A 13,858-nucleotide genomic window follows, 5' to 3' on the forward strand; every position below is an offset into this window, starting at 1 on the left:
CCTACAACGGCGGCTTGACGACCATCAGGTAGAACACCGCCACGAAGGCGAAGAAGGCCGGGATGCCCAGCGCCACCCACAGCCGGAAGGCCCGCCAGTACGCCGGCGGCAAGGACGCGCCGCGCGCCGCCGCGTCGACCGCGAGGTCACGCATGCGCACCTGCAACGCCATCACCGGCAGCCAGCACGCCACCGCCAGCGCGTAGAGCAGCGTCGACCAGCCGACCCAGCCGCTGCGCCAGGGAATCCCTGCCCAGTGCACCATCCAGAAGCCGCTCACGGGCTGGAACACCACGGTGGTCGCGGTGAACAGCCAGTCGGCCAGCACGACGTAGCGCGCCACCACCGCCACCACGCGCACGTCGCGGTGCAGGCTGACCACCAGCAGGTAGAACGCGGTACCGATGCCGGTGCCGAACAGCAGCGTGGACGACAGCACGTGCAGCCACTTGACGAGCAGATATGCCATCAGCGCCGCTCGGTGGCGTACAACGCGCCGATCAGCGCCAGCATCGGCAGGTTCTTCAGGATCGGTCCGAACGGGTGCAGCCAGAACGCCGGCAAGGCGATCGAGATGATCCCCGTGTAGGAAAGGATGAGCGCGACCTGCGCCAGGTACGTGATCCGCAGCGCACGGCCGCGCAACGACAACGTGGCGATACCCAGCACCAGGTCGAGCAGCGCGCCGCCATAGAGCGCGGCGGACGCCAAGGGACCGTGCAAACCGACCTGGTCCAGCAGGTCGAAACTGCCTGCCACGGGATACACGCCGAGCGACAGCACCGCGGTCACCAGCCATACCAGCGCGACGGCGACCCGGGCGACCTGGGCCCATACGCGCCAGGCCAGCAGCACCCGCATGTCCGCCGCCTCGGCCCGCGACAGGAACAGGCGCGGCGGTCGCGGCGAATGGCCCAGCCACTGCGTGGCGGGCCCGGCATCGGCCGCGTTTCCGCGGTCGAGCATTGCCAGCGCCTCGCGATCCACCCAGTGCCCGCCGAGCCGGCCGAAGTGCGCCAGCCAGGCCGTCGGGATGCCGAGCACGCGCAATCGCCCACCACCGAGCGCACGCCGCAGCACCGACAGGTAGTGCGCCAGCGAGAGCGGCTGCGGCCCCACCGCGGCCAGGCTGGGCGGGCGGGCTTCGTCCTCCAGCAGGCGCACGATCAGCGCCGCGACGTCATCGACATGGATCGGCTGGATGCGCTGGCGCCCGCTGCCGGGCAACACCGCCAGCGGCAGCCAGGCAAGCAACATCAGCATCCGGCTGCTGGCGCCGGCTGCGCCGAACACCAGCGAAGGCTGCAGCACCGTGCCGCTCGGCACCATCGCGTGCAGCGCCGCGTCGCCGGCACGTTTGCTGCGGTGGAAGCGGCTCGTGGCGTGTTCGTCGGCCCCCAGCGCGGAGATCTGCACGGCGCGCGTGATGCCCGCCGCGCGACAGGCCGCGAACAGCGCGCGTGGTGTCTGCGTATGGATGCGCCGGAACGTCTGCGCGCCATGCTCGGCGAAAATGCCGACGGCGTTGACCACGGCATCGATACCTTGCAGACGTGGCAGCCAGTCGGTCTGGTGGGTGTCGTGCGCGAAGTCCACTTCGACAAGCTCTACACCCGCGGCACCGCTACCCTGCCTGCGCCGTACGCCGCGGACCGGGCGATGACCGGCCGCCTGCAACGCGTCGCATACGGCCCGGCCGATCAGCCCATCCGCGCCAAGCACCAGCACGCGCAAGCGCGCCTTGTTCCCTCCGGAGGCTTCCGTCATGCCCACGCCGCTCGCGCGCCTCAAACCCTCGTGGATTGCCCGCACCAACCTCAGCGGCGCGATCGCCGCCGTGCTGTCGAGCGTGGTGGTGGCGGCGTGTAGTGCGTGCGAAGCGCGTGCGCCGCTGGCCGGGGTGAACGCGCCCAGCCAATGGTTGTGGGGGCGGCGGGCGAAGCGGCACGTCGGGCCGAGCTGGCGTTACACCGCGGTGGGATACGTGGTGCATCACTTCAGCTCGCTGTTGTGGGCGGGTGTCTACGAGGCCTGGTGCTTGCGTTGGCCCGCGCCGCCCCGGGTGTCGGCCGCTCGCGCCGCGGCGGTGGCGGTGGCCGCTTGCGTGGTGGATTACACGATCACGCCGCCGCGGTTTCGCCCGGGGTTCGAGCGACATATCGGGCGGGCCTCGATCGCCGCCGTGTACCTGGCGTTCGGCGCCGGTCTGTTCGCAGGCGCATGGGCTCGGCGTCGGTACGTCCGCTAGGGCGTGGCGCCTTGGCTCCCTCTCTCCCACTTCGCCTGGCGGGGTGAGTCCTGCTCCTGGAGGAGCTGCCGCCGCTTTGTCCCGGGCGCTCGGAGGCGGCTGAGGCAAGGCGTCTCGCGGGCGTCTGTGTGCGCCGCACTTGGCTCCCTCTCCCCTCCGGGGAGAGGGTTGGGGTGAGGGGCCGGGGCTCGCGGGAATGCCTGCGAGAGCAGTGCCTTGCTTACCTTTCTTGCGGGCCCCCCACGGCAAGCGAGCCCTGTCGCGCGGAGCCCATGCAAGAGCGTCAAAACAGAGCCCCATGCGGGAAGGTCCCCGCGAGCCCCGGCCCCTCACCCCAGCCCTCTCCCCGGAGGGGAGAGGGAGCCGAGTGCGGGGCACGTACACACATGCTCGCGAAACTCCTTACCTCAGCCCCCGAGCGCCCGCGGTAAGGCGGCGGCAGCTCCTCCAAGATGAGGGCGGCTGACCAAACCAAACGCACAGGCAGCTGGCTCTCATCCCTCACCGGGACAAGTCAGGCCGCTTCTTGCGGTCACTTTTCGAGCCAGCAAGGAAAAGTGATCCAAGCGCCGGCAGGCCGCAGGAAGCCCGCCGCAAACGAGCCAAGCGTCACGGGGAGGCCACGCAAGAACGAAAAGCAAAGCATCGTTCCTGCGGGCACTCCCGCGAGCCCCGGCCCCTCATCCCGCCCTTTCCCCAAAGGGGGGCGCGGGCAGGGCCAGTGGTATTCTTGTGCATTGCCGCAGCCAAGGCGGCCCACTCTTCGTAGCGACCCATGAGCGACTCCAGTTCCCAGCAACCACGCACCGCCGGCCCGGCCACGCGCCGCCCGAGCGTAGGCGTACGCGTGGGCAAGATCATGGTCGGCGGCGGCGCGCCGGTGGTGGTGCAGTCGATGACCAACACCGACACCGAAGACCCGGCCAGCACCGCCAAACAGATCGCCGAACTGGCCCGCGCGGGCTCCGAAGTCGTGCGCATCACCGTCAACACGCCGGCGGCCGCCGCGGCCGTGCCGCGCATCGCCGAAAGGCTGGCCATGATGGGCGTGGACGTCCCGATCGTGGGCGACTTCCACTACAACGGCCACCAGTTGCTCGAAGCCGAGCCGGCCTGCGCCGAGGTGCTGGCCAAGTACCGCATCAACCCGGGCAATGTCGGCTTCGGCAAGAAGAAGGACAGCCAGTTCGCGTCGATCATCGAGAAGGCCATCCAGTACGGCAAGCCCGTGCGTATCGGCGCCAACTGGGGCTCGCTCGACCAGGGCATGGTCGCCACGCTGATGGACGAGAACGCGCAGCGTCCCCAGCCGTGGGACGCAGGCGTGGTCGCGCGCGAGGCACTGATCCGTTCCGCGCTCGATTCGGCTGCCCGCGCCGAGCAGATCGGCCTGCCGCGCGATCGCATCATCCTGTCCTGCAAGGTGTCCGGCGTGCAGGAACTGATCGCGGTCTACCGCGACCTGGCAACCCGCTGCGATTACGCACTGCACCTGGGCCTCACCGAGGCCGGCATGGGCTCCAAGGGCATCACCGCCTCGGCGGCGGCGCTCGCGGTGCTATTGCAGGAGGGCATCGGCGACACCATCCGCATCTCGCTCACGCCCGAGCCCGGCGGCTCGCGCACGCAGGAGGTGATCGTCGCGCAGGAGCTGCTGCAGACCATGGGGCTGCGCGCGTTCACCCCGCTGGTCACCGCTTGCCCGGGCTGCGGACGCACCACCAGCGAGTTCTTCCAGGAACTGGCCAAGACCGTGCAGGGCCATGTGCGGGCCAAGATGCCCGAATGGCGCGTGATGTATGACGGCGTGGAAAACCTCACCCTCGCGGTGATGGGTTGCGTGGTCAACGGGCCGGGCGAATCCAAGCACGCCAACATCGGCATCTCGCTGCCGGGCAACGGCGAGGCGCCCTCGGCACCGGTGTTCATCGACGGCGAAAAGGCGATGACCCTGCGTGGCGACCGCATTGCCGAGGAATTCGTCGGCATCCTGGACGATTACGTGGCACGCAAGTACGCCACCCGGACTGCCTGACCCCCGTACCCGGCCCCCGCCGGGGTTCCGGGATGTGCGCTGGATCACGTGTTTCACATCCGGCTGTACAGGCCGCAGACAGTGTGTCGACAGTCCTCCTCGTGGCGGGGAAGAATGCCGCCCGTGCCACCTGGTGCCTGGGAGCCTGGCGTGTCGATCAGTCCGCAATTCCGAATCGCGTTCCTGTACGTCGCGCTCGCCAGCCTGTGGATCTGGCTGTCGGACCGTGCGCTCGCATCGCTGGTGCTGGACCCCGACGCACGGCTGTGGGCGCAGAGCGCCAAGGGCTGGTTCTTCGTGGTGATGACCGGCGCGATGCTGTACTGGATGATCGGCAAGGACGTGCGACGGCTGGCCGCCATCAACCGCCAGCTGATGCGCGGCCATGAGCAGACGCTGCGCGTGCTGGTGTCGGCGATGGACATCCGCCACAAGGAAACCCGCGACCACTCCGACCGCGTCATGCGCATGGCGATGGGCCTGGCGCGGTTGGCCGGCATGCATGGGGACGCGCTGCTGGCGGTCAAGTTCGGCGCGTTGCTGCATGACATCGGCAAGCTGGCGATTCCCGATGCCATCCTGATCAAGCCGGGCAAGCTCGACGACGCCGAGATGGCGCACATGCGCCGGCATCCGGACATCGGGCGCGAGCTGATGGAGCAGGTCGACTTCCTGCGTAGCGCGATCGACATCCCCTACGCGCATCACGAGCGCTGGGACGGTGGCGGCTATCCGCGCGGCCTGCGCGGCGAGGAGATTCCGCTCGCTGCGCGCGTCTTCAGCATCGTGGACGTGTGGGACGCGCTGAGCTTCCCGCGCGTCTATAAGCCGGCGTGGCCGGAGGAGGACGTGCTGGCCTACCTGCGCCAGGCGGCCGGCAGCCAGCTCGATCCGCAACTGGTCGAACTGTTCCTCGCCCATTACCCGGACCTCAAGGCGCTCGGCATGGCCGGATCGCACCCGTCGCTGGAACTGGCGCAGGCCTAGAGGAAGTCGGCCGCGCGCCGCGGCGCCACCTTGCGCCAGCGCAACGGATCGCACGGCTGCGCCGCCAGCGTGCGCACCTGCGCCAGGAACGCATCGCGCGGCAGTTCGCGGGCCCCAAGCCCCAGCAGGTGGGGGTTGCTGACCTGCGCATCGAGCAGTGGAAAGCCCCACTCGCGCAGCAGGGCCGCCAGCGCCACCAGCGCCAGCTTCGAGCCACCGCTGCGGGCGCTGAACATCGACTCGCCGCAGAACAGCCGTCCCACGCTCACGCCGTACACGCCGCCGACCAGCGCATCGCCTTCCCACACTTCGACGCTGTGCGCGTGGCCCTGCGTGTGCAGCGAGGCGTAGGCGTCGACGATCGCCTGGCCGATCCAGGTTCCGTGCTGGCCGGGCCGGGGCGCGGCGCAGGCGCGCATCACGCGCACGAAGGCCTCGTCCACGGTCACCCGCCAGTCCTTGCCTGCCAGTGCCCGGCGAAGGCTGCGATTGGCGCGGTAAGTCGCCGTGTCGAACACGCAGCGTGGATCGGGCGACCACCACAGGATCGGCTCGCCCGGGTTGAACCAGGGAAAGATGCCGCGCTCGTAAGCGGCCAGCAGCCGTCGCGGCGACAGGTCGCCGCCGAAGGCGAGCAGGCCGTTGGGCTCGGCCAGCGCATGGCGCGGGTCGGGGAAGCGCTCGGGCGCCATCGGATCGAGCAGCGGCAGGCGGATCACCGGCAGGCCCCGGCGTAGGGCGCGTGGGCGTCCAGTTCGGCAACGTAATCGTCCATCGCCCGTGCTTCGTGGGCCAGCGCCTCGCGCACGGCCCGGCGGAACTGCGGATGGGCAAGGTAATGGCGCGAGTGCGTGCGTACCGGCACGAAGCCGCGCGCGAGCTTGTGCTCGCCCTGCGCGCCAGGCTCGAAGCGGGCCAGGCCACGGGCGATCGCATGCGCGATGCCGCGGTAGTAGCACAGTTCGAAATGCAGGCCCGGCACCTCCTCCCGCGCGCCCCAGTAGCGCCCGTAGAGCGTGGTATCGCTTTGCAGGAACAGGGCCATGGCCTGGATGCGTTCGCCATCCATCGCGCAGGCGACCTGCACGGCGCCGCCGAGTTGGCCCAGGGCCTGGAAGAACGCGGGCGTCAGCGCGGCAGGGTTGCCCTTGGCGTCGAAGGTGGCCGTGTAGAGCGCATGGATCTGGCGCCAGGCATCCGCGTCCAGGGTCGCGCCGTCCCGCATGCGGATGTCCAGGCCATACGCCTGTACCTGCGCCCGCTCCTGCCGGATGTTCTTGCGCTTCTTGGACTTCAGCGTCCCCAGGAAGTCCTCGAAGTGCCCGTAGCCCTGGTTGTGCCAGTGGAACTGCACGTCCGATCGCGCCAGCCAGTCGCTCCCGAACGCATCCAGTTCCTCGTCCTCCAGGAAATTGGCGTGTACCGAGGACAGGCCCAGGCGATCGGCTTCCGCCCGCATCGCCTCCACCAGCGCCTGCCGCAGGCGCGGCGCGCGTGCGTCGCGGCCGGCGAGGAGCCGCGGGCCCGGCACGGGCGAATAGGGCACGGCATTAAGCAGCTTGGGGTAGTAGTCGCCGCCGGCGCGTTCCCAGGCGCCGGCCCAGCTCCAGTCGAACACGAACTCGCCATGCGAGTTGCCCTTCAGGTACAGCGGCGCGGCCGCGACCAGGCGGTCGTCCTTGTACAGGCCCAGGTGGTGCGCCTGCCAACCCCAGTCCGGACGGATGCAGCCGGTGCTTTCGAGCGTGTGCAGGAAGGCATGCGAGACGAACGGGTTGGCGCGCGCCCGCAGCGCATCCCAGGCCGCCGCGGGAAGCTCGGCGATGGCAGCGTGGAAGCGGGCAGTGAGCATCGGCGGGGCGTCGGTGAGCTGGCAGGGAACCCGGCAAGACTAGCGAACTTGCGCGGGCTCACCCAAACCTTCCGTCGCCGTGCAGGGTCCCGCCAGAGAGCGCATTTGACGCCCGCATGTTGCACCGCGCCATAATGCCCGCTCATCCCGTGAGGACACGCGCAGTGGGCAAGGTCTGGAACTTCAGTGCGGGGCCGGCGGCATTGCCGCAGGCGGTGCTCGAACAGGCCCAGCGCGAGTTGCTGGACTGGCAGGGCAGCGGTGTCTCGGTGATGGAACAGTCGCACCGCGGCAAACGCTTCATTGCGATGGCCGAGCAGACGGAAGCCGACCTGCGCGAGCTTCTGGAGATCCCCGGCGACTACGCGGTGCTGTTCCTGCAGGGCGGCGCGACCCAGCACTTCGCGCAGATCCCGATGAACCTGGCCGGCCCGGAGGACACCGCCGACTACATCGTGAGCGGGCACTGGAGCGAGAAGGCTGCCGGCGAGGCCAGGCCGTATTTGCGCGTCAACGTGGCCGCGAGCAGCCAGGCCGACGGTTACCTGCACCTGCCGCCCCGTGGCGAGTGGCGGCTGGACCCGCAGGCCGCGTACGTGCACTACACGCCCAACGAGACCATCCACGGCGTCGAGTTCCATGACGTGCCGCAGGTCGGCGAGGTGCCGCTGGTGGCGGACATGTCCTCCAACATTCTGTCCGGGCCGATGGACGTGCGCCGCTTCGGGCTGATCTACGCCGGCGCGCAGAAGAACATCGGACCGTCCGGCCTGGTGGTGATGATCGTCCGCCGTAACCTGCTGGCGCGGCCGGGGCGACCGATGGCGCGCATCTTCCGCTACGCCGAGCACGCCGCGGCCGGTTCCATGCTCAACACGCCCAATACCTTCGGCTGGTACCTGGCCGGGCTGACGTTCCAGTGGCTCAAGGGGCAGGGCGGGCTGGCCGCGATGGCCGAGCGCAACCGCGCCAAGGCGGCGCTGCTGTACGGAGCGATCGACGACTCGGGCGGCTTCTACCGCAACCCGATCGCCCCGGCCTCGCGCTCGCGCATGAACGTGCCTTTCACCCTGCACGACGGCACCCTCGACGCGGCCTTCCTGGCCGAGTCGGAGGCCGCCGGACTGCTCGCGCTGAAAGGCCACAAGGCGCTGGGCGGCATGCGTGCCTCGCTCTACAACGCCGTGCCGGTGGAGGCCGTCGAGGCACTGGTGGCGTTCATGCGCGACTTCGCACGTCGCCACGGCTGAGCGATCAGCTGCTAACGTTTGGACTTCTTTACCGCTGGAACGCCAGATGACCGATCCGAAGGAATCGCTGGGCAAGGTGCGCGACCGCATCGACAGCATCGACCGCCAGATCCAGGAGCTGATCTCCGAGCGCGCCAACTGGGCGCAGGAGGTCGCGCGGGTCAAGGGCGAGGGGCTGTCGGCGATCGACTATTACCGGCCCGAGCGCGAGGCGCACGTGCTGCGCATGGTGGTCGATCGCAACAACGGCCCGCTGTCGGACACCGAGATGGTGCGGCTGTTCCGCGAGATCATGTCTTCCTGCCTGGCGCAGGAGGACCCGCTCAAGGTCGGTTTCCTCGGGCCCGAGGGCACCTTCAGCGAGCAGGCGGTGCGCAAGCACTTCGGCCACGCGGCGTACGGCCTGCCGCTGGGCAGCATCGAGGAAGTGTTCCAGGAGGTCGCCGCCGGGCATGCCGACTTCGGCGTGGTACCGGTGGAGAACTCGGGGCAGGGCATGATCCAGGTGACGCTGGACATGTTCCTCACCTCCGAGGCGCGCATCTGCGGGGAGATCGAGCTGCGCGTGCACCAGTGCCTGCTGTCGAAAGCCGCGTCACTGGGCGAGATCCGTCGCGTGTTCGCCCATGCGCAGTCGCTGCAGCAGTGCAAGACCTGGCTGCGCATCAACCTGCCGGATGTCGAGTGCGTGGCGGTCGGCAGCAATGCCGAGGCCGCCCGGCTGGCCCGGCACGCGGTCGACACGGCGGCCATCGCGGGCAAGACCGCCGGCAAGGTCTACGGCCTCAAGCCACTGGCCGAGGGCATCGAGGACCGCGCCGACAACACCACGCGCTTCCTGGTGATCGGCCGCTCGCTGTTCCCGCCCTCGGGCAACGATCGTACCTCGCTGTTGATTACCGTCAACGACAAGCCGGGCGCGCTGTACGACGTGCTGAACCCGTTCGCCAAACATGGCGTGAGCATGAACCGCATCGAATCGCGACCGGCACACACCGGCAAGTGGCAGTACGCCTTCTTCATCGACGTTTCGGGCCATATCGACGACGCGCCACTGCAGGAGGCCCTGAAGGACATGGGGCCGGTCGCCACGCAGGTCCGCGTGCTGGGCTCCTACCCGGTGGCCTTGCCGTGAGCGGCGGCAACCATGCCGCCACGCGCCTGGACTGGATCAGCCGCCGCGGCGGACCACTGCGCGGTGCGATCACGGTGCCGGGCGACAAGTCGATTTCCCACCGCGCATTGATGCTGGCCGCGTTGGCCGAAGGTACCTCGCGCATCAGCGGCTTCCTCGAAGGCGAGGACACCCGCGCCACCGCCGCCGTCCTGGCGCAGTTGGGTGTAATCATCGAAACGCCCGCGCCGGGCGAGCGATGCGTGCATGGCGTGGGCCTGCACGGCTTGCGCGGTCCCAGCCGGCCGCTGGATTGCGGCAACGCCGGCACCGGCATGCGGCTGCTCGCCGGTTTGCTGGCCGGTCAGGCGTTTGATGCCACGCTGGTCGGGGACGAGTCGCTGTCGCGCCGGCCCATGCGGCGGGTCACCGAACCGCTGGTGTGGATGGGCGCCCGCATCGACACCAGCGAGGGGTTGCCGCCGCTGCTTATCCGCGGTGGCCGGCGACTGCGTGGCATCCGTTACGAATCGCCGGTGGCCAGCGCGCAGGTGAAATCCGCCCTGCTGCTGGCCGGGCTGTACGCCGAGGGCGAAACCGAGATCCTCGAACCGCACCCGACCCGCGACTACACCGAACGCATGCTTTCGGCGTTCGGCTGGCCGATCCGGTTCGGACCGGGCCAGGCGAGCCTGACCGGAGGGCACGTCCTGCAAGCCACCGACGTACAGGTGCCGGCCGATTTTTCCTCCGCGGCGTTCTTCCTGGTTGCCGCCAGCCTGGTGCCCGGTTCGGAATTGCGGCTGCGTGGGGTGGGTCTGAATCCGCGACGCACCGGACTGCTGCTGGCGCTCAAGCTCATGGGTGCGGACATCGAGGTACTGGATGAGCGCAGCAGCGGCGGCGAAACCGTGGCCGACCTGTGTGTGCGCCACGCACCGCTGCATGGCATCGAGCTTCCGCCGGCGCTGGTGCCGGACATGATCGATGAGTTCCCCGCGCTATTCATTGCGGCCGCGGCGGCCCAAGGCACCACCGTGATCCGTGGCGCCGCCGAATTGCGCGTGAAGGAGTCCGACCGCATCGCCAGCATGGCGGCCGGCTTGCGTGGGCTGGGTGTGCAGGTGGCGGAGACGCCCGACGGCGCTGTCATTACGGGCGGCCCCCTGGGCGCGGGCACGGTCCAGGGCCATGGCGACCACCGCGTAGCCATGAGCTTCGCTGTCGCGGGGCTGGTCGCCACGGGCAGCGGCGTGCACATCGAGGATTGCCGCAACGTGGGCACCTCCTTCCCCGGTTTCATGGAACTGGCGAACGGCTGCGGCTTCGCGCTGGCGGGAGCGTAGTCGGAGGCCTTGCGCCGCTCTGCCGGGAATGGGTGAGGCGCTCTCTCCCGGCAGCCTGATCAGCGACGAACTTCATTCGACCGCTCCAAACGGGACGTCATTGGCGAAAGCGGGAATCGATGCCTGCCTTGGCTCATCAAAGCCAGGGGGGATTCAGAGCCGGATGGACTCGGACCTTCGCGCAAACGGCGTCCGGCGCATCGACGCGTCCGGCTCTATTGCTGAGGTTTGTCGCTCGGATCCGGGCAGGAGAAGGACGAGGCGCGCGTTTCCGGCCAGGCGGATGCTAGGCTCGCTGCTTTTCCACCATGCGCCACGCCATGTCCGTCCCGCCTTTCATCGTCGCCATCCCCGCACGCTACGGTTCCACCCGTCTGCCAGCCAAGCCGCTGCGTAGTCTCGGTGGTTTGCCGATGGTCGTCCGGGTGGCGCAACGCGCGCTGCAGGCCGGGGCGGGCCAGGTGGTCGTTGCGGTGGACGACACGCGTGTTGCCGCAGCGCTGGGCGGGCAGGGTGTCGATGTCTGCATGACCCGCGCCGACCACGCTTCCGGCAGCGATCGTCTGGCCGAAGTCGCCGACCACTACGGTTGGCCGGATGACGCGATCGTGGTGAATCTGCAGGGTGACGAGCCGTTCGCCCCGGCGGCCGGCATTCGCGAGGTCGCGCGCGCGCTGGCCGAGGACGACGCGCCGATGGCCACGCTGGCCACGCCCATCACGCAAGCGCATGAGCTGTTCGATCCCAACGTGGTCAAACTCGTGTGCGGAGCCGACGGGCGCGCGCTGTATTTCAGCCGGGCGCCACTGCCCTGGGCTCGCGACGCGTTCGCCGCGGACCGCGAAACATTGCCCGCGAACGTGCCGTTCCTGCGCCACATCGGGATCTATGCCTACCGCGCCGGTTTCCTTGACCGCTACACGGGGCTGTCGCGCACGCCGCTGGAACAGGCCGAGTCGCTTGAGCAGCTGCGGGTGTTGGAACATGGCTTTCCAATCGCGGTACGACTGACCCCCGAGCCGTTCCCTCCCGGCATCGACACCGAGGCAGACGTGGAGCGTGCGGAGCGCTGGCTCGCCACCCAGCCCTAAGCCGCAGGGTGGGCTTGCGCCCACCGGCTCCGGTGACCAGAGGGTCGGCGGAAGCTGTTCGGCCTCTGGTCACGGCGCCGCCTGCCGGACCGGATAGAATCGCGTCCATGCAGTCGCCCCAGACGCCGCCGTTCGACGGCAAGGCCTTCGTCCACACCCTGACCACCTCGCCGGGCGTCTACCGCTACTTCGACGCCGACGGCGAGCTGCTGTACGTGGGCAAGGCGGGTAACCTCAAGAAGCGCGTCGGCAGCTATTTCCTCAAGCCGCGGATGGAGCCGCGCATCGGCGCGATGGTGGCGCAGATCGCGCGCTGCGAGATCACCGTCACGCGTACCGAAGGCGAGGCGCTGCTGCTCGAATCGCAGCTGATCAAGTCGCTCAAGCCGCGCTACAACATCCTGCTGCGGGACGACAAGAGCTACCCGTACATCTACCTGTCCGGTGGCGAGGACTACCCTCGCCTGGCGTTCCATCGTGGCGCCAAGAATCTCAAGGGTCGCTTTTTCGGGCCCTATCCAAGTGCCTTCGCCGTGCGCGAAAGCCTCAACCTGATGCAGAAGCTGTTCAAGGTGCGCCAGTGCGAGGACAGCTACTTCCGCAACCGCTCGCGCCCGTGCCTGCAACACCAGATCGGTCGCTGCACGGCGCCGTGCGTGGGGTTGATATCGGTCGAGGACTACCGCAACGACGTGCGCCACGCCGAAATGTTCCTGGAAGGACGTAGCAGCGCGGTCATCGACGAGTTGGCCGCCGCCATGGAAAAGGCCGCCGTCGAGCTCAACTTCGAGCGCGCCGCTGCGCTGCGTGACCAGGTTGCCGCGTTGCGGAAGTTGCAGGCGCAGCATCACGTGCAAGGCGCCAGCGCCGACATGGACGTGGTCGCCTGCCGTATCGAGGGCGGCATGGCGTGCGTCAGCGTGCTGTTCTTCCGTAACGGCATCAGCCTGGGCACCCGCGACTTCTTTCCGCGCCTGGCGCTGGATGCCGCGCCGGCAGACGTGCTGGCGCAATTCATCGCGCAGTACTACCTGGAGCGGCCGGTTCCGCGCGAGATCATTCTTTGCGAGGCGATTCCCGACCAGGCGCTGTTGGCGCAGGTGCTGTGCGAGCAGGCTGGTCACGGGGTGGAGATCAAGTCCAGCGTCCGCGGCGAGCGGGCCCGTTTCCTGCAGATGGCCGAGCGTAACGCGCAGGCGTCGCTGACCTCGCGCCTGGCCAGCCGGCAGACCCTCGGAGCGCGCTTCGATGACCTGCAGAAGCTGCTGGAGCTGGCCGAGCCGCCGCGGCGCATCGAGTGCTTCGACATCAGCCACACCATGGGCGAGGCGACCGTCGCCTCCTGCGTGGTGTTTGGCCCGGAAGGGCCGGAGAAGTCGCACTACCGCCGCTTCAACATCGCCGGCATCACGCCGGGCGACGATTACGCCGCCATGCACCAGGCGCTCACCCGGCGCTTCCGCAAGGTGGCGGCGGGCGAGGGCGCCAAGCCCGATGTGCTGCTGATCGATGGTGGCGGCGGGCAGGTCGCCCAGGCGCTGGATGTGCTGACCGAACTGGGCGTGGCCGGCATCCAGGTGGTCGGCGTGGCCAAGGGCCCGGGGCGCCGTGCGGGCGAGGAAACCCTGGTGCTGGCCAACTCCGGCCGGGAAATCCATCCCGGCTCGGCCTCGCCCGCACTGCATCTGGTCGCAGCCGTACGCGACGAGGCCCATCGCTTCGCCATCAGCGGGCATCGCAAGCGGCGCGAGAAGGCGCGCGAGCGCAGCATCCTGGAAGAGGTGCCCGGCATCGGTGCGCGGCGCCGCGCAGCGCTGCTCAAGGCGTTTGGCGGACTGGCCGGGGTGGAGGCCGCCGGCGTGGAAGAGCTGGCCTCGATCAAGGGTATCGATCGCGGCCTGGCCGAGCGCATCTACGCCGCCTTGCACGGCTAGC

General features: G+C 69.2%; 12 protein-coding genes. 8 read left to right on the forward strand and 4 right to left on the reverse strand.

The window, feature by feature from the left end:
* Position 1 precedes the first annotated feature (1 nt).
* Positions 2-469, reverse strand: coding sequence for a DUF2269 family protein (locus J7I44_RS15470; RefSeq protein WP_209622883.1), 468 nt, complete (start codon positions 467-469; stop codon positions 2-4).
* On the reverse strand, positions 469-1,767 hold the full coding sequence (locus tag J7I44_RS15475) for an SDR family oxidoreductase (RefSeq protein ID WP_209622885.1): 1,299 nt from the start codon (positions 1,765-1,767) through the stop codon (positions 469-471). The genes J7I44_RS15470 and J7I44_RS15475 overlap by 1 nt, the downstream gene beginning before the upstream one ends.
* On the opposite strand from J7I44_RS15475, the gene J7I44_RS15480 reads away from it, so the two are divergent.
* The 3 genes from J7I44_RS15480 (at position 1,766) to J7I44_RS15490 (ending at position 5,270) form a co-directional block, all read left to right on the forward strand.
* Positions 1,766-2,248: a hypothetical protein gene (locus J7I44_RS15480; protein WP_209622887.1), complete on the forward strand. Its 483-nt coding sequence runs from the start codon at positions 1,766-1,768 to the stop codon at positions 2,246-2,248. The genes J7I44_RS15475 and J7I44_RS15480 overlap by 2 nt on opposite strands.
* A gap of 775 nt (positions 2,249-3,023) precedes the next feature.
* Positions 3,024-4,283 (forward strand): flavodoxin-dependent (E)-4-hydroxy-3-methylbut-2-enyl-diphosphate synthase, encoded by a 1,260-nt coding sequence (gene ispG, locus J7I44_RS15485; RefSeq protein WP_209622889.1) that lies wholly within the window; start codon positions 3,024-3,026, stop codon positions 4,281-4,283.
* A gap of 150 nt (positions 4,284-4,433) precedes the next feature.
* A complete protein-coding gene (locus tag J7I44_RS15490; RefSeq protein WP_209622891.1) occupies positions 4,434-5,270 on the forward strand; it encodes an HD-GYP domain-containing protein in 837 nt (278 codons plus the stop codon).
* Here the strand turns inward: J7I44_RS15490 and aat are convergent.
* A complete protein-coding gene (gene aat / locus J7I44_RS15495; protein WP_209622892.1) occupies positions 5,267-5,989 on the reverse strand; it encodes a leucyl/phenylalanyl-tRNA--protein transferase in 723 nt (240 codons plus the stop codon). The genes J7I44_RS15490 and aat overlap by 4 nt on opposite strands.
* The gene (locus tag J7I44_RS15500; RefSeq protein WP_209622894.1) at positions 5,986-7,122 is read right to left on the reverse strand and encodes a GNAT family N-acetyltransferase; all 1,137 of its coding nucleotides are present in this window, start codon (positions 7,120-7,122) and stop codon (positions 5,986-5,988) included. The genes aat and J7I44_RS15500 overlap by 4 nt, the downstream gene beginning before the upstream one ends.
* Positions 7,123-7,286: 164 nt before the next feature.
* Here J7I44_RS15500 and serC point away from each other — a divergent pair, with 164 nt between their 5' ends.
* The 5 genes from serC (at position 7,287) to uvrC (ending at position 13,857) form a co-directional block, all read left to right on the forward strand.
* Positions 7,287-8,372: a 3-phosphoserine/phosphohydroxythreonine transaminase gene (gene serC / locus J7I44_RS15505; RefSeq protein ID WP_209622895.1), complete on the forward strand. Its 1,086-nt coding sequence runs from the start codon at positions 7,287-7,289 to the stop codon at positions 8,370-8,372.
* A gap of 46 nt (positions 8,373-8,418) precedes the next feature.
* Positions 8,419-9,507, forward strand: coding sequence for a prephenate dehydratase (pheA, locus tag J7I44_RS15510; protein WP_209622896.1), 1,089 nt, complete (start codon positions 8,419-8,421; stop codon positions 9,505-9,507).
* The gene (gene aroA, locus J7I44_RS15515) at positions 9,504-10,832 is read left to right on the forward strand and encodes a 3-phosphoshikimate 1-carboxyvinyltransferase (protein WP_342451994.1); all 1,329 of its coding nucleotides are present in this window, start codon (positions 9,504-9,506) and stop codon (positions 10,830-10,832) included. Before pheA ends, aroA begins: the two co-directional genes overlap by 4 nt.
* 320 nt (positions 10,833-11,152) lie before the next feature.
* Entirely contained in the window at positions 11,153-11,923 is a 771-nt protein-coding gene (gene kdsB, locus J7I44_RS15520) for a 3-deoxy-manno-octulosonate cytidylyltransferase (RefSeq protein ID WP_209622897.1), read from the forward strand.
* A 107-nt stretch (positions 11,924-12,030) separates the two neighbouring features.
* Positions 12,031-13,857: an excinuclease ABC subunit UvrC gene (uvrC, locus tag J7I44_RS15525; RefSeq protein WP_209622898.1), complete on the forward strand. Its 1,827-nt coding sequence runs from the start codon at positions 12,031-12,033 to the stop codon at positions 13,855-13,857.
* Position 13,858 lies beyond the last annotated feature (1 nt).

This window comes from Frateuria flava, assembly GCF_017837635.1.
Classification (GTDB): domain Bacteria; phylum Pseudomonadota; class Gammaproteobacteria; order Xanthomonadales; family Rhodanobacteraceae; genus Frateuria_A; species Frateuria_A flava.

Bases quoted from the DNA above. Each gene is read 5' to 3' on its own strand.
- J7I44_RS15470 (WP_209622883.1), bottom strand. From the start codon at position 469: ATGGCATATCTGCTCGTCAAGTGGCTGCACGTGCTGTCGTCCACGCTG.
- J7I44_RS15480 (WP_209622887.1), top strand. From the start codon at position 1,766: ATGCCCACGCCGCTCGCGCGCCTCAAACCCTCGTGGATTGCCCGCACC.
- J7I44_RS15475 (WP_209622885.1), bottom strand. From the start codon at position 1,767: ATGACGGAAGCCTCCGGAGGGAACAAGGCGCGCTTGCGCGTGCTGGTG.
- ispG (WP_209622889.1), top strand. From the start codon at position 3,024: ATGAGCGACTCCAGTTCCCAGCAACCACGCACCGCCGGCCCGGCCACG.
- J7I44_RS15500 (WP_209622894.1), bottom strand. From the start codon at position 7,122: ATGCTCACTGCCCGCTTCCACGCTGCCATCGCCGAGCTTCCCGCGGCG.
- pheA (WP_209622896.1), top strand. From the start codon at position 8,419: ATGACCGATCCGAAGGAATCGCTGGGCAAGGTGCGCGACCGCATCGAC.
- kdsB (WP_209622897.1), top strand. From the start codon at position 11,153: ATGTCCGTCCCGCCTTTCATCGTCGCCATCCCCGCACGCTACGGTTCC.
- uvrC (WP_209622898.1), top strand. From the start codon at position 12,031: ATGCAGTCGCCCCAGACGCCGCCGTTCGACGGCAAGGCCTTCGTCCAC.